Consider the following 15,054-nt stretch of genomic DNA (forward strand, 5'->3'; position numbering starts at 1 on the left):
CAAGGTAATAGATGAAAGTATTTAAATTAAAGTTTATAGAGAACATGGACTTTACTAAGGAGAAGCAACTATAGCTTCTCCTTTTTTGTAGATAAGAGACCATAAGAGCAAGATAGAGGACGAAATCAACGTCAGTTACTTGTTAAGATTAGTCCGACAAACATTAGGGGGATTTAAAATGAACATGATTCAAGAATTCAAAGAGCTGCATTTTTCAAACGAATTATTATTTCTAGGCAATGCATGGGATATATTTTCAGCCTTAACACTTGAAAAAACAGGATTCAAAGCTATAGGTACAACAAGTTGGGGTATTGCAAACTCATTAGGATTTTCAGATGGAGAATTGATTAATTTTGATAGACATTTAGAAATAATCAAAAACATAGTAGAAAATGTGAAAATTCCTGTCTCTGCAGATATTGAGGCAGGGTATAGTGAAGACATTAACGTGATTGTCGATAATGTCTTAAGGACGGCAGATGTTGGAGTAGCGGGAATCAATATTGAAGATTCATTAAAAAGGTCAAATGGATTAAGAGAGATTTCAGGGCACTGTAACCTTTTAGAGAAAATAAGGATAACATTAGACCATAATGGATTTAAAGATTTTTATATTAACGCAAGAACTGACACGTATTTCCAAAAGGAAACCCCTTTAATAGAAACAATAGAACGGGCAAAGGCTTATGTGGAGAGTGGTGCTAGTGGAATTTTTGTTCCAGGTATGAAAGAAGATGATGATATTAAAGAAATCATCATAAACATAGATGCACCACTAAATGTATTATCTTTACCAGGGCTAACCAATTGTAATCAGCTTAGAGAATTAGGCGTGAGAAGATTTAGTTTTGGAAATGCCTTGTCGGATAAAGTGAATGCTCATTTAGAAAAGAACGTAGAGAAATTACTGACATTTCGGGATACTAGCCATTTGTATGAGAACTAATAAATACAATTGTTATAAGGGTAGCAAACTAAATGAGCAATAAAATCATCAAATATTAAAAATTAAAACTATCACAAGTAAAGGTTCCATCGATTTTAATCGATGGAACCTTTATTGTGTACATAACTCAACTAATAAAATAGTTTTTCCTGAAGAACATCAAGGGCGTGTTCAATTTTCTTTAAATCCTCTTTAGTAGAATTTTGTATTCGAGCTAGAAACCGGGATTCTATGTTTTCAAAGGCTTCTCTCATTATGTCTTCTCCCACGCTTGAAAGACGTACATATTGTTTACGTCGATCCTCGTTGTCATTTATCTTTTCAATTAGATTTTTTTCACTCAATTTTTTTAGCTCACGACTTGTATTCGGCATAGAGACATGAAGACAATCACTAATTTCACTTGGCGTCACTGGTTGACTAACCGTGATATATTCCAAAATGTTGTATTGTACAGGTGTAATAAGATCTGACTTAGCGTTTTGTGTTAATTCATGTGTCACTCGATGAACTGAAGTTGTAAATAATACTAGCTTATTAAAAAGGGTTGTTTTGTCCATATCGCTCACCTCTTAGAAAACAACATAACAAAAAAGTTATCATATTACAATTATCATTTGACAACTAAAATTAACGAGTGTTATTATTTACTTATCAAATGATAAGTAAAAGGGGTGCAAGATGAAAGCGTTAGTAATTTATACTTATCCTAATCATACAAGCTTAAATTATGCGTTTTTACAAAAGGTCATTAAAGGCTGTCAAGAAAATCTAAATATAAAGGAGCTACAAGTACTAGATTTGTATAAAGAGAATTTTAATCCAGTTCTTGTGTTCAATGAGTATAAACGAAGACGAGATATGCACGTAGATAGTTCTATTCAAAAGTATAGAGAACAAATTACATGGGCTGATAAGATAATTTTTGTTTATCCAATTTGGTGGGGAAGACCCCCAGCAATGCTTATAGGATACATAGACCAATTATTTGCTTCCAATTTTGCTTATAGGGATAAGAAAGGTCTTTTCCCAGAAGGATTATTAAAAGGAAAATCGGTTGTATGTGTATCTACCATGAAGGGCCCTACACATTATCCATTAATCTGGTTGAACAACTCGCATAAAATATTGATGAAAAAAGCTTTATTTAGTTTTGTAGGAATAAAAAAAGTAAAGTTTTTTGAATTTGGTAATATGGAAAGTCCGACAGGGAATCAAGAAAAAAAGTTGGAGAAAGTTTACCAATATTTTAAGAGAGTAGGATATTAAAAAGATATCTTATATAATTACAATCGAAATCTTCAATTTCCACAAATTCAAATGCACCTAATTTATAAGAAAGAAGGAATGTTATTTACATTCCTGCTTAAAGTATCTTTTTAATACTATTTATGTTTTCCTAATGCAAGGTCATTAATAGAGTGTTTACTCAAGATTTCTTTTATTTTCTGTTGTGATTCTAGCACTATTTCTAAGATAAATTGGTCCATATCATCAATTTCTTTTGCTACTTGTCTGCTATTGTTCTCCGTCTCAAGTTCAATTATAATAACGATTGCTGTTGGGCTTTTTGGTTTCATCTCTTCCTCTATAGGAACGTTGGCACCAGCCCTAACATCGAGTTTATTTGGCAACAAAGAATATAGCCAAATTTATTCAAATGCTTCTTTGGGATTAGCTATCTCTTCGGTAGTTGCATTACCGGCATATGGTTATATATTCGATTTTACTGGAAGCTACGATGTAGTTTTATATTCAATCATCATTATGTTAATAGTTAATATTATATGCGTAATAGCTGCTTTTAGAGGGAAGAAGAAGCTAGAGCAAGCTGGCTTTTGGAAGTAATCCTTAATAGTTAGGCACGAGTGATGGCTAATAAGCCTATCACTTGTGCTTTTTTATTTTTCAAATTAAGTGTAAATCTCCAGAAGGAGTCCACGTCTAATGCTACAACCAACGAGACAGTGTCCAAAGCTAAGATGATGGCTTATCGCTCATCCCGCGGAACGCGTCAGCTATAGCTTATTCAAAACAGAGACTTTTTTCAATAAAATACAAACTGGAATGGCTACAAGAATCCCAACTACATTTTGAACTATGTTCCCTGGAATTGAAGCCAGTGGTATAACCCAGCTACCAAATAAGACCCTTTCGCAAATATAATAAACCCCTAACATAACTGGTATTGAAGTAAAAATGGCTAGTAAATTGAAAGTAATACTATTACCTTTACGACCGAGCGACCATGCTATTTTCCCAACGATATATCCTTGCAAACCACGTGCTACCACTGTGAAGGGTGCCCACAAAGTCCAACCAGATATTAAGTCAAACAAACCCATACCTATAGCTCCAGCAAGTGCCCCTTTTTTAGGGCCGAATAAGATGGATGCGATAAATAGCATAGCTGTTCCAAGATGAACTAACCCACCATTAGCTGCGATAGGTAGTTTAATATTTAATGTAAGAGTTGCAACAAATACGAGTGCGATTAACATTGCGGATAAGATTAAATCAAAAGTATTTGTTTTTGAATAGCTTGTTGTTTTTTGCATAGTTCTAAACCGTCCTTTTTTTTAGAGGTATTATAAATAATTGCAGAGATTGCCTTTAAAAAGTTTTCCTATTTCAAGCTAAACTTAGCAAATGATTGATCTTTTTAAAAGTATCAATTTTGCAAAAAACGTAGTGGTCAGTTTGGTAAGTAATGATAGAAATAGTTGTTTATACATGTCTTAAACCACTCTAAGTGGAAAAGAATGCAGTTGATGATATAGTTGATAAAATAGACGGATATCCGCAATAAAAAGGAGTGTTAGTTCATGGAAAGAGTAAAGAATAAAGTGGCTATAGTAACAGGAGGAGCATCAGGTATTGGATTATCTGCAGCATCATTATTGGCAAAAGAGGGAGCAAAAGTAGTCATTGCTGATTTCAATGTGGAAGGCGCAAAGCAGGCAGCTGAAAATATAAAGAAATATGGTGGGGAGGCTGTAGGAATATTCCTTGATGCAGGAGATGAAAATTCCATAAAGGAAGCTATCGAATATACAGTTCAACATTTTGGTACAGTATCCATACTATTTAACAATGTTGGATTAACTAATCTTCAGAAGGATCTAGATGTTGTAAATCTGGATTTAGATGAGTGGGACCGACTGATGAATATCAATATTAAGAGTGTGTTGCTTGGTAGTAGATTTGCTATCCCGCATATGGTGGAAGCTGGTGGTGGTTCGATTATCAATACAGCATCTATGGCTGGATTTACAGGAGATGCTGTACGTTCTGCATACGGTGCATCGAAAGCGGCTGTTGTCAATCTCACGAAATATATTGCTGCACAATATGGCAAAGATAAAATCCGCTGTAATGCAATAGCACCAGGATTGATTTTAACACCTGCAGCTGAGAATAATATGAGCTCTGAGGTATTGGATATTTTCGCTAAGTATAATGCTTTGCCATACCATGGTGAGCCTGACGATATAGGACATACAGTAGTATTCCTAGCTTCCGATGAGTCCAAGTTTATAACGGGGCAAACAATTCAAGTAGAAGGCGGACATTATATAGCAAATCCAAGTGTTCCAGATTTTAAGGACTTAATGAATAAGGCACAAAAATAAATTTTCCGTGTTCAAATTATGTAAGATGAGTTTAGCTCATAATGATTTTCTCTATTCAAGTGTATGTGTAGTTACTACATTTGAATAGAAGTCATTATGGGCTTTTTTTATTTCATTAGATTATTTTCTACATTCCAATTGGCGAGTTTATCTTTGGATTCTATTTCTGTTATTCAAATAAAACATCCATATCATTTTTATTGGGAGTATTTTTATAAAGAATGAATTTCGTTTTCTTAACCTGAGATAAAAAAGTTTTAAACACTAAATAATGGTGTTAATTTCATTAATATCACAGTACCAACTAAACGCGAACATCTCATATTTATTGATTGTAGCGACAGGCGGCGACTCCGGCGGGATGAGTGAGACAGATAAGCCAACACAAGCGAGGCGCAAGCCACGGTGATGGCTTATCGCTCCCCCCGCGGAACGCGTCCGCCTAGAGTGGAAATCAATTAAATTATATTCTTAGAAAACTTTTATATCTCATTATTTCCTCTTCTTTTGAACGCATAAAAAGAAATTATGAAATTGATTCATTTAATTCTTTATTCGGAGAAAACTATTTAGTAAAGAAAATGATTATATGTTCAACTTTTTAGGCTATGTATCCGTCTATCTTATGTATACACTAACAAATACTGAAAAAGGAGCTCTTAGAGATGAAGCATCAACATGTTGAACAAGTATTTGTGACTTTCATCCGGGCAAATAAAGAGAGATTTTATTTGCTTGCATATAGCTATATGAAAAATGAACAAGATGCACTAGATATAGTACAAGATAGCATTCAAAAAGCATTGCAGTCTCTACACACATTAAAAGACGAACAGCAACTGAAAAGTTGGTTTTATAAAATTGTCGTAAGAACAGCTATTGACTTCCTACGAAAAAACAAGCGCATACAAGTTATGAATGACGAACAATTAGAGTTTCTAACGCCACACCAAAATGATACATATGAAAATATGGATTTGAATGAGGCACTGGAAAGTTTACCTTCTACTTTAAGAGAGGTCATTGTTCTTCGCTACTTTGAGGATTTAAAAATAGAGGATGTTGCGTACATATTGGATGTAAATATCAATACTGTTAAATCGAGAATCTACAAAGCATTGAAGCTACTTAAAATCGAATTGACGGAAAAGGAGTTGACATGATGGACAAGCTGAAAAAGTTAGAAGAAAAATACAAAAATATACCTATCCCAGAAAATTTGGATGCTGTAGTAGAAGCCAGTTTGAAGAAGAATCGTAAGAGACAAATGCCAAAATGGTTTCTGGGTATGACGGCTGCAGCTGCTCTATTTATAGCAAGCCTTAATATGAGTCCTACCATGGCTAAGGCATTAGGAGAGTTGCCGGTACTTGGAGATGTTGTCCATGTACTGACCTTTGTCCATTACGAAAAGCAAGAGGATACGTATTCAGCTAATATTGACGTTCCGCTAATCTCAGGAAACTCAGATGCGATTAATGCCCTTAACGAAAAATACGCAAAAGAAGGAAAGGCGCTATATGAGCAATTTGAAAAGGAGATGGAAGGGATGCAACAGGTTGAGGGAGGACATTTAGGAGTAGACAGTGGCTACATTGTAGCAACAGATACAGAAAAATTATTATCGATTGGACGTTATGTAGTCAATACCGTAGGATCATCTTCTACAGTGATGCAGTACGATACAATCGATAAGCAAAAAGAAATTGTACTGACTCTTCCAAGCTTATTTAAAGATGATAGTTATATCTCAATAATTAGTGACTATATTAAGGAGAAAATGCAAGAAGAGATGCTAGCAACGAATCAGGAAAAAGTGTATTGGGTAGAGGGTGCAGGTTTAGCAGATGAAGATTTAGTAGATACCTTTACTTCCATCCGTCCGGAACAAAATTTTTATATTACTGCTAAGAACAAGCTCGTAATAGTCTTTGACAAGTATGAGGTGGCACCTGGCTATATGGGTGTCATTGAATTCGAAATTCCAACGGAGCTAATAAAAGATACTCGCATGAATGATGAATACATCCAGTAAATAGCTTACTAACACAAATCATAAAATGTTAGAAGAGGAGATGCACGCTAGATGCAAACATCTCCTCTCTTTTGTACGAATAGCTACACTTTACGACTATAAAGACGATAATAATAATTCAATTGTATAAATAGGGTGGTTTAACATGAGTAAGACAGGAAGGAAAACATATGAAGAGGAAGGAAGGGTACCGTCAACTTCGTACTCTCACAGAAAAAATGAACAGGTCAAAGTTAAAAGAAAAATTAGAAAAAAACCAGTGTTTGTTTTTTTATTATTATTACTTTTTCTTGTTTTGTTTTTTACTATAGAAATATCGGATACTTCTTTTTCATCTAATGAAGCAGTGAAAGCACAAGTGAGTACTCAAGAAACTGAATATGAAGGTATTCAAATTAAAACGGAAACAGTTGAAAATGAAGTATATGAATATACGGTTAAATATCTGTCTACAGATAACGATGCGGATAAGTTTATAGAAAAGTTTGTCCAAAAGAAAAGAGATACGTTTATAGAAGCAGCTATCGCTAAAGAAAACAAAGATAAAAATTTTATTAAGGATATATTTAAGAAAGATACGAATAAAAAAGTCCCTACTTTAAACATAGATTTATCTATAAAATATGTCTCTAAAGAGTTATTATCAGTGATTATTCATGCCGATGTTGTTGGAGAAAACGGGAAAAAAGAAACAATCTCATTAAATATAGACCGAAGTACAGGAGAGGCCCTAAGCCTACAAGATATAATGGTTAATGAAGGTTCTATCCAATACTTAAAAGAAAGCCTGGAAAGAGTACTTCAAAAAAATGAGGATCAAAATTATACACCAGAAGAAGTAACCCTAGTTAAAGAAATATCTGCTACTGAAGAAAACTACAAAGTTTTTTACTTTACAGATCGAGGATTCCAAATTGAGTTTAGTGAAGGGGTATTGGATGACAGTATTTTAGAACCTTTTCATGTATCCATACCATATAGTCTATTAACGGGAATTGTTCAAGATTCATTTTTACGTTCCATTTATTCTGATGCTTTTAATGGTTCGACTATGGTTGAAAGAAATACCCAATCTATAAAACCTTTAGATCCGAACAAAAAATACATAGCATTAACATTTGATGATGGTCCAAATAAATCAAGCACATCTGCTATTTTAGACATATTAAACAAACACAAGATTAAAGCTACTTTTTTTGTATTAGGTAATAGAGTAGAAAAGTATCCTGATATTATTAAGAGAGAGTATGAAGAAGGACATGAAATTGGTATCCACACATGGAGCCATCCTATTTTGACAAAGCTATCGATGAAAGAAATAGAAAAAGAGATTTTAAGTACTTCCAATGAACTTATTAAAATAACAGGAGAAGCTCCTAGTCTGGTTCGCCCACCATATGGAGCATATAATCAGGATGTGAAAGCTGCAGTTAATAATCCTCTTGTTTTATGGTCAGTAGATACACTTGATTGGAAAACAAAAAATCCAGCTAGTATTTTGCAAATGGTTAAAAAGTCTACTTGCGATGGAAGTATTATTTTAATGCATGATATTTATGAAACGACAGCAGCTTCTTTAGAGAGGGTCATAAACTACTTAACGAAACAGGGTTATGAGTTTGTAACCGTCAGCGAATTATTGAATTTAAATGCGCCAGGTATCCATTATGCTGGACAGGTTTATACGAATAGAGATTCACTTTAATGAGGTTTTATAAAAAAACTAGCCGATCTAAGATTTAATCTTAAATCGGCTTTTTTTAATGGAGTATCTATCTTTTCTTATTCCTCTGGGACATTACATCTGGCTCGTGAGAATTATCATTATATTATAGGTTAGCGATTATGCTTTTCCTCATCTCGTTCTTTTTTTATTTCCTCCATTTGCTCCATCTGTTCATGATACTCTTCCTCTACATCTGAAGTAGCTGGAAGGAAGGACTCATCGTTAAAATCGACTCTTTTTCCATAACGAATCATTTCATAGATAATCATTCCGTTATTAGGCTTACCGTTGATAGTTGTCATGGGTACTACATCGAATACCACGTAATAAAAAGCATAAAAAACAAAGCGATCCCAAAAAGTTTTGTATTCCTCTGCCCATCCGTTGGCAATTAAAAAATTAATGAGGAGGGCAATAAACAAATTTATCAATATTGGCCCTGAATAAATACAAACGTAAGCAAACTTACTTTTACGCTTTAAGTCATCGTATGAAAACCAGCTATACAGATGATAATACTTGCGTATATCAATCATTCCAAGTTTAATAAGCCTGGGCCCAGAACCAATTGTTAGCCTTGGCTTAACAACGCCAAATAACCAGCTGACGATTAAATAGCCAGACTCTCGCAGAAATACTACGACAGGTAAGATAATAAATGCTGAAATAATCAATGACAAGAGATCCGATAGTCCAAACATAAAAGTATCACTTCCTAACGAATAGCTCGTAAGTCTTATAGATACCCCGAATAAATTATTTAAATCCTCCAAACAGGTGGTTGCAAAAACATACCCAACGAGGAAAACATATCCATAACTGAAGGGTACTACAAATTACTAGGTTAAAGCTATTGAGATGGGATAAATTCTGCAAAGAAGAAATGAGCAATATTTCTAAGCCCTTATATTATTGAAATCCTGTTTCAACGAAATAAACTTCTCCTGTCCATGCATCAATATAATGAATATGTCCTTTAGTCGGAGAACTTGGATAATCAATCAAGTAAACGAAGGAATATACAATTGAATCTATGTGTTGCCGTTCAAGTGCTAAATCTACATCTACTAATCGTTGAGCAATGGCATTAGCCTCTTTATAGCTAATGGATGGTTTTCTTAAATTTTTGAATTTTTCATAAGGGATGAGAGAATGATTTATTGACTGAATATTGTTTGTTTCTGTATTAACAATTACTTCGGTTGCTAGAAAGTCTAAAGAGATATTATTATTCACATACACAAAACGATACGATTTAAATAAGTCATTTTCTATTTCAATTCCTAGAGCCTTATGTAAATTGGGTGTTTTTTCTAAGTAAAATCGGTTATATTCATCTCCAACAATTGTTCTTAAAGCGATACATGCCTTTTCCAAAGGATTACCAGCCACAGCTTTCTCCTCTTCATCACTAAAAATCTCCCAACTCTTCATATCCTCCGTTTCATAGACATCAAGTGTTGCATTACGTCCCGCTATTAAAAATACTTTCAAATCTGCCACTGCTTCTACGGTTGGCAATGGTTCAAAGCAAGCGCCTTCCATTTCGGGCATATCAGTCATATAACGGACTTTACCGTCTGTTTCTACTCCAACTAGATTAAAGTCAGGAGCATATACATAATGCCAGCCAATATCTGGGCGTATAGTCAACGTCATTAATTGTTGTTGCTGAATAATTACTTTCGCTTGGTCCTTTGAAATGAGTTTTTCTGGATATGCAAAGTGCACTTGTTCATTTGAAAAAGATACTTCTTCTAATGTCCCGTTTTTTCCAATCGTTAAATTCATTCCAGTTGAATGGACTGGAATATTATATCTCGGCTCTCTCAAAGTAAGAAGCACCATGTAATGAGAGTCGAAGTCTATTATTTCGTCTAAAACTAAATGTTCTCTTTCAAATACTTTTTGTACATAGCTCAGGAAATGTTGTTTTTCTTCAGAGGTTGAAAAAGGATGAGACTTCGGATCAAAAAATGTAACATTGGAGATAAATCCATCCAATAAAATAGTTTCTGCTAAAGGCTCCTCTTTCTGTGTATAATAATAAATTATGTCGTCTTCTTGTACTTCTTTAACAATCGTTTTATTTATAAAATCTTGTATCATTATTTGACCTACTTTCACGTGTATTCCTTACATTTCAGCTTTTTAAAAACATTTTAAATTCATTAGTTACCCTTACAGGTTGACTGAAGCACAAATGTATATGATAATTCTACATATTGAATTGTAATTATTCTAAAATAATTATGATGCTAAAGCACCAATAAGAGACAACAGGAGGAATTATTATGGCATTAATAGGTAAAGAAATTCAAGAATTCTCTGCAAAAGCATTTCAAAAGGGAGAATTCATCGACGTAACTTCAGAAAACTTCAAAGGACAATGGAGTGTAGTATGCTTCTATCCAGCAGACTTTACATTTGTTTGCCCAACTGAATTAGAGGACTTACAAAATGAATATGCTACATTAAAACAATTAGGGGTAGAAGTTTACTCAGTATCAACTGATACTCATTTTACACATAAAGCATGGCATGATTCTTCTGCAGCAATCGGTAAAATTGAATATATCATGATTGGTGATCCAACACATAAAATCTCTAGAGCATTCGACGTATTAAACGAAGAAGATGGTTTAGCAGAACGTGGTACGTTCATTATTGATCCAGATGGTATTGTACAAGCTTACGAAGTAAATGCTGGTGGTATCGGTCGTGACGCTTCGACATTAGTAAACAAAATTAAAGCAGCTCAATATGTTCGCAATAATCCAGGAGAAGTTTGCCCAGCTAAATGGCAAGAAGGCTCTGAAACTCTAACTCCAAGCTTAGACTTAGTAGGTAAAATCTAAGATTTAGTAATTTATAAGATAATCATATAGGCGACAAAAACAATCTTATCTTTATGGTTGATTTTTGTCGCTCTATTTTTAGTAAGAAGGAAATAGACAAATGCTCTCTGTCTAAAATATGAGATGAAAAGAGAGGTGGCAGGTCTGCTATGCCTGGAGAGTAAGTGATTTAGATATGTTTTGAGTTAGATGCACTGCTAAGTACTGATAGAACGCAGTTACCCTTAACCTATCAAAATCACTCGTATAGCAGCAAAGAATAGATGGTATTAGACAATCAAATTAAAGCACAACTACAACAATATTTAGCGTTGCTTGAAGGCGATCTTGTATTAAAGGTTAGTGTAGGTGATGATAAAGTATCTCAAGATACATTAGAGCTAGTAACAGAATTAGAAAAGATGTCATCACGCATTTCAGTCGAGCATGTGCAATTAGAGCGCACGCCAAGTTTTAGTATAAACAAAGCTGGTGAGGAGTCAGGTGTTGTTTTTGCTGGCTTACCTTTAGGACATGAATTTACTTCATTAGTTTTGGCTTTACTTCAAGTAAGTGGCCGTGCTCCGAAAGTTGATGATGCAGTTATCAAGCGTATTCAAGCAATTAAAGATCCAATGCACTTTGAAACTTTCGTGAGCTTAACTTGCCATAATTGTCCGGATGTAGTTCAAGCTTTTAATATTATGGCTGTGATAAACCCGAATATCTCCCATGTAATGGTTGAAGGGGGCGCATTTCAAGACGAAGTAAAAGCTAAAGATATTATGGCTGTTCCATCAGTTTTCTTAAATGGTGAAAATTTTGCAAACGGTCGTATGGAAATTGAAGACATATTAAATAAATTAGGAAATAGATCAGATGGATCTGAATTTAATGATGTAGAACCATTTGATGTTCTTGTTGTTGGTGGTGGTCCTGCGGGTGCAAGCGCAGCTATTTATGCAGCACGTAAAGGAATTCGAACGGGAATTGTGGCAGAGCGCTTTGGTGGCCAAGTAAATGACACATTATCAATTGAAAATATCATTGGTACAAAAGCAACAGAAGGTCCTCAATTCGTTTCAAGCTTAGAAGGGCATGTAGCAGATTATCCAATTGAAGTGATGAAATCTCAACGCGTATCCAGCATAGTACGTAAAGAGCAGGTGGAAGTAGTGCTTGAAAATGGTGCAGTGTTAAAAGGAAAAACTGTTATCCTTTCAACAGGAGCCAGATACCGCCAATTAAATGTACCAGGGGAAGAAGCGTTCAAAAATAAAGGGGTAGCATACTGCCCACACTGTGATGGTCCAATCTTCAAAGGAAAAAATGTTGCCGTTGTAGGTGGCGGTAATTCGGGTGTTGAAGCAGCTATAGACTTAGCAGGAATAGTTAATCATGTAACAGTGCTTCAGCATAATGATGAGCTTAAAGCGGATCAAGTCCTACAGGAGCGTTTACATAGCTTATCTAATGTAACTGTACTAACAAATGCTTCCACACAGAAAATTACAGGTACGGATAAAGTAAACGGTCTTACGTACTTAGATCGTGTAACAGGAGAAGTACATCACATTGAATTAGAAGGCGTATTTGTTCAAATCGGTCTATTACCAAATACCGAGTTTTTACAAGGTACAATTGATTTAAACGCACATGGAGAAATAATTATAGACAAGCATGGAGCAACAAGCATGCCAGGAGTATTTGCTGCTGGTGACTGTACAGACACAGCGTACAAACAAATCATCATCTCAATGGGAACTGGTGCAACAGCAGCGCTAGGAGCATTTGATTATATGATTCGTAACATAGCTCCCTCAAATTCTGAACTTGTTAAAGTTTAATACAATTATTTATGAATAAAATATATGTCAGGAAGTAATATGAATTACTTTTTAAAATACCCTTTCCAATTCGAGAGGGTATTTTAATGCATATCAAGCAACCTCCTCAACCACGTGTAAGCAAAGGTGATGGCTTATCGCTTACCTGGAAGAAAGTTTTCGCCTAGAGCGGAAATCAAGTACATTATACTCTAAGAAAAGCATGTATATATCATTGTTTCTTTCTTTATTGTTCGTTTTCTTTTCGTAAAAACAGGAATGATGAAATTGATTCAATCAGAATTAATTCACAATTTCTACATACTTTAAAAAAAGGGACAATTATATTATAATAGAATAGATATTCTGAACTTATAAACAAATTTCAAGCAAAGTCATGGTTATATAGAGTCAGAAACGTTGTTAACTTAACCATTTGTTTTGGTAGCGTTAACATTGTTTCTGCAAATATAAAGTATAGGGATGGTAAAAGTGAGCAACACAGAAACTAAAACAGATGTTATCTTAATTGGTGCCGGTATTATGAGTGCGACCTTAGGGACACTTTTAAAAGAATTAGTACCGGAGTGGGATATAAAAGTATTTGAGAAGCTCGATAGTGCAGGAGAAGAAAGCTCAAATGAATGGAATAACGCTGGTACAGGACATGCAGCTCTATGTGAGCTTAACTACACTTCTGTAAAGCCAGACGGTTCTATCGATATCACAAAAGCAATCAATGTAAACGAACAGTTCCAAGTTTCTATGCAATTTTGGTCACATCTTGTAAAAAGTAAGTTAATCCAGAACCCACAGGATTTTATAATGCCTTTACCTCATATGAGTATGGTTCAGGGGAAAGAAAACGTTGAATTTTTAAAGAAACGTTTTGAAGCGATGACACAGAACCCATTGTTTGAGGGAATGGAATTCTCTGACGACTCGGAACAATTGAAAGAATGGATTCCACTAATCATGGAAAACCGTGCGGCCAATGAAGCAATTGCTGCAACTAAAATTGACTCTGGGACAGATGTAAACTTTGGCGCTTTAACACGTATGCTATTTGAACACTTAAAGAGCAAAAATGTAAAAGTGAATTACCAGCATAGTGTAGAAAATTTGAATCGTACGCCAGACGGTAAGTGGGAAGTGAAAGTGAAGAACAACGCAGAGGGGAAAATCGAGTCTCATACTGCAAAATTCGTTTTTGTCGGCGGTGGCGGAGGAAGTCTGCATCTTCTACAAAAATCAGGTATTCCAGAAGGGAAACATATTGGCGGTTTCCCAGTTAGCGGGATCTTCATGGTATGTAACAATCCAGACGTAGTAGCGAAGCATCATGCAAAGGTATACGGTAAGGCTGCAGTTGGAGCTCCACCAATGTCTGTGCCGCATTTAGATACTCGCTTTATTGACAATAAAAAATCACTACTATTTGGACCGTTCGCTGGTTTCTCACCAAAGTTCCTAAAAACAGGATCTATGCTGGATTTAGTTACTTCTGTTAAACCACATAACCTATTTACAATGCTAGCTGCGGGTGCAAAAGAAATGTCTTTAACAAAATATTTAGTCCAACAAGTAATGTTATCAAAAGAACAACGTTTGGAAGAGCTACGTATATTTATCCCAGATGCTAAAGCAGAGGATTGGGATTTAGTTGTAGCAGGTCAACGTGTACAAGTTATCAAGGATACGGAAGCAGGCGGAAAAGGAACTCTTCAATTTGGTACAGAGGTTATCACAGCTGAGGATGGTTCTATTGCCGCATTATTAGGAGCTTCTCCAGGAGCTTCTACCGCTGTTCCAGTTATGTTGGATGTCCTTAAACGTTGCTTCCCAGAGCATATAAATGATTGGGAACCAAAGATTAAAGAAATGATTCCTTCTTATGGTCTGTCCTTAATGAATAATCCAGAACTACTTAAGGAAGTACATGCGGAAACAGCCGAAACGCTTAAACTTAAAGGTGAAGGAAAAACGATAGAGAACATCGAACCTTTGGAAGATGTAAAAGAAGCAATCGATGATATCATCTAAGCTTTT

15 protein-coding genes are annotated in these 15,054 nt (G+C 35.0%); 10 read left to right on the forward strand and 5 right to left on the reverse strand.

Annotated features, from left to right (window positions below; all coding sequences use genetic code 11):
- The first annotated feature begins 178 nt into the window (after nucleotides 1–178).
- A complete protein-coding gene (locus H9650_RS12360; protein WP_191697344.1) occupies nucleotides 179–949 on the forward strand; it encodes an isocitrate lyase/PEP mutase family protein in 771 nt (256 codons plus the stop codon).
- Between the two features lie 131 nt (nucleotides 950–1,080).
- On the opposite strand, the gene H9650_RS12365 is transcribed toward H9650_RS12360, so the two are convergent.
- Complete coding sequence (locus H9650_RS12365; protein ID WP_191697345.1) at nucleotides 1,081–1,509, reverse strand: MarR family winged helix-turn-helix transcriptional regulator; 429 nt, start codon at nucleotides 1,507–1,509, stop codon at nucleotides 1,081–1,083.
- 121 nt (nucleotides 1,510–1,630) lie between these two features.
- Here H9650_RS12365 and H9650_RS12370 point away from each other — a divergent pair, with 121 nt between their 5' ends.
- The gene (locus H9650_RS12370) at nucleotides 1,631–2,218 is read left to right on the forward strand and encodes an NAD(P)H-dependent oxidoreductase (protein WP_191697346.1); all 588 of its coding nucleotides are present in this window, start codon (nucleotides 1,631–1,633) and stop codon (nucleotides 2,216–2,218) included.
- Between the two features lie 116 nt (nucleotides 2,219–2,334).
- Here the strand turns inward: H9650_RS12370 and H9650_RS12375 are convergent, their stop codons facing one another.
- Nucleotides 2,335–2,529, reverse strand: coding sequence for a hypothetical protein (locus tag H9650_RS12375; protein ID WP_191697347.1), 195 nt, complete (start codon nucleotides 2,527–2,529; stop codon nucleotides 2,335–2,337).
- A 19-nt stretch (nucleotides 2,530–2,548) separates the two neighbouring features.
- Between H9650_RS12375 and H9650_RS12380 the strand changes: the two genes are divergently transcribed.
- The gene (locus tag H9650_RS12380; RefSeq protein WP_225216059.1) at nucleotides 2,549–2,797 is read left to right on the forward strand and encodes a hypothetical protein; all 249 of its coding nucleotides are present in this window, start codon (nucleotides 2,549–2,551) and stop codon (nucleotides 2,795–2,797) included.
- A 170-nt stretch (nucleotides 2,798–2,967) separates the two neighbouring features.
- On the opposite strand, the gene H9650_RS12385 is transcribed toward H9650_RS12380, so the two are convergent.
- On the reverse strand, nucleotides 2,968–3,507 hold the full coding sequence (locus H9650_RS12385; RefSeq protein WP_191697348.1) for an ECF transporter S component: 540 nt from the start codon (nucleotides 3,505–3,507) through the stop codon (nucleotides 2,968–2,970).
- 267 nt (nucleotides 3,508–3,774) lie between these two features.
- On the opposite strand from H9650_RS12385, the gene H9650_RS12390 reads away from it, so the two are divergent.
- The 4 genes from H9650_RS12390 (at nucleotide 3,775) to H9650_RS20800 (ending at nucleotide 8,321) form a co-directional block, all read left to right on the forward strand.
- Nucleotides 3,775–4,581, forward strand: a complete 807-nt coding sequence (locus H9650_RS12390; RefSeq protein ID WP_191697349.1) for an SDR family NAD(P)-dependent oxidoreductase — start codon at nucleotides 3,775–3,777, stop codon at nucleotides 4,579–4,581.
- A 665-nt stretch (nucleotides 4,582–5,246) separates the two neighbouring features.
- Complete coding sequence (locus H9650_RS12395) at nucleotides 5,247–5,744, forward strand: RNA polymerase sigma factor (protein ID WP_144540175.1); 498 nt, start codon at nucleotides 5,247–5,249, stop codon at nucleotides 5,742–5,744.
- On the forward strand, nucleotides 5,744–6,616 hold the full coding sequence (locus H9650_RS12400) for an RsiV family protein (RefSeq protein ID WP_313955913.1): 873 nt from the start codon (nucleotides 5,744–5,746) through the stop codon (nucleotides 6,614–6,616). The genes H9650_RS12395 and H9650_RS12400 overlap by 1 nt, the downstream gene beginning before the upstream one ends.
- Nucleotides 6,617–6,875: 259 nt before the next feature.
- Nucleotides 6,876–8,321, forward strand: a complete 1,446-nt coding sequence (locus H9650_RS20800; RefSeq protein WP_191697350.1) for a polysaccharide deacetylase family protein — start codon at nucleotides 6,876–6,878, stop codon at nucleotides 8,319–8,321.
- A gap of 131 nt (nucleotides 8,322–8,452) precedes the next feature.
- Here the strand turns inward: H9650_RS20800 and H9650_RS12410 are convergent, their stop codons facing one another.
- Both H9650_RS12410 and H9650_RS12415 read right to left on the reverse strand, forming a co-directional pair.
- Complete coding sequence (locus tag H9650_RS12410) at nucleotides 8,453–9,043, reverse strand: hypothetical protein (protein WP_191697351.1); 591 nt, start codon at nucleotides 9,041–9,043, stop codon at nucleotides 8,453–8,455.
- 208 nt (nucleotides 9,044–9,251) lie between these two features.
- A complete protein-coding gene (locus H9650_RS12415) occupies nucleotides 9,252–10,451 on the reverse strand; it encodes a hypothetical protein (protein WP_191697352.1) in 1,200 nt (399 codons plus the stop codon).
- A gap of 185 nt (nucleotides 10,452–10,636) precedes the next feature.
- Here H9650_RS12415 and ahpC point away from each other — a divergent pair, with 185 nt between their 5' ends.
- From ahpC to H9650_RS12430, 3 genes are all read left to right on the forward strand, one after another.
- On the forward strand, nucleotides 10,637–11,200 hold the full coding sequence (gene ahpC / locus H9650_RS12420; RefSeq protein ID WP_144540167.1) for an alkyl hydroperoxide reductase subunit C: 564 nt from the start codon (nucleotides 10,637–10,639) through the stop codon (nucleotides 11,198–11,200).
- A gap of 263 nt (nucleotides 11,201–11,463) precedes the next feature.
- On the forward strand, nucleotides 11,464–13,026 hold the full coding sequence (ahpF, locus tag H9650_RS12425) for an alkyl hydroperoxide reductase subunit F (RefSeq protein WP_191697353.1): 1,563 nt from the start codon (nucleotides 11,464–11,466) through the stop codon (nucleotides 13,024–13,026).
- Between the two features lie 462 nt (nucleotides 13,027–13,488).
- A complete protein-coding gene (locus H9650_RS12430) occupies nucleotides 13,489–15,048 on the forward strand; it encodes a malate:quinone oxidoreductase (RefSeq protein ID WP_154312021.1) in 1,560 nt (519 codons plus the stop codon).
- Nucleotides 15,049–15,054 lie beyond the last annotated feature (6 nt).

It is taken from the genome of Psychrobacillus faecigallinarum (assembly GCF_014836595.1).
Classification (GTDB): Bacteria; Bacillota; Bacilli; order Bacillales_A; family Planococcaceae; genus Psychrobacillus; species Psychrobacillus faecigallinarum.

Bases quoted from the DNA above. Each gene is read 5' to 3' on its own strand.
- H9650_RS12360 (WP_191697344.1), top strand. From the start codon at position 179: ATGAACATGATTCAAGAATTCAAAGAGCTGCATTTTTCAAACGAATTA.
- H9650_RS12365 (WP_191697345.1), bottom strand. From the start codon at position 1,509: ATGGACAAAACAACCCTTTTTAATAAGCTAGTATTATTTACAACTTCA.
- H9650_RS12370 (WP_191697346.1), top strand. From the start codon at position 1,631: ATGAAAGCGTTAGTAATTTATACTTATCCTAATCATACAAGCTTAAAT.
- H9650_RS12375 (WP_191697347.1), bottom strand. From the start codon at position 2,529: ATGAAACCAAAAAGCCCAACAGCAATCGTTATTATAATTGAACTTGAG.
- H9650_RS12385 (WP_191697348.1), bottom strand. From the start codon at position 3,507: ATGCAAAAAACAACAAGCTATTCAAAAACAAATACTTTTGATTTAATC.
- H9650_RS12390 (WP_191697349.1), top strand. From the start codon at position 3,775: ATGGAAAGAGTAAAGAATAAAGTGGCTATAGTAACAGGAGGAGCATCA.
- H9650_RS12395 (WP_144540175.1), top strand. From the start codon at position 5,247: ATGAAGCATCAACATGTTGAACAAGTATTTGTGACTTTCATCCGGGCA.
- H9650_RS12400 (WP_313955913.1), top strand. From the start codon at position 5,744: ATGGACAAGCTGAAAAAGTTAGAAGAAAAATACAAAAATATACCTATC.
- H9650_RS12410 (WP_191697351.1), bottom strand. From the start codon at position 9,043: ATGTTTGGACTATCGGATCTCTTGTCATTGATTATTTCAGCATTTATT.
- H9650_RS12415 (WP_191697352.1), bottom strand. From the start codon at position 10,451: ATGATACAAGATTTTATAAATAAAACGATTGTTAAAGAAGTACAAGAA.
- ahpC (WP_144540167.1), top strand. From the start codon at position 10,637: ATGGCATTAATAGGTAAAGAAATTCAAGAATTCTCTGCAAAAGCATTT.
- ahpF (WP_191697353.1), top strand. From the start codon at position 11,464: ATGGTATTAGACAATCAAATTAAAGCACAACTACAACAATATTTAGCG.
- H9650_RS12430 (WP_154312021.1), top strand. From the start codon at position 13,489: ATGGTAAAAGTGAGCAACACAGAAACTAAAACAGATGTTATCTTAATT.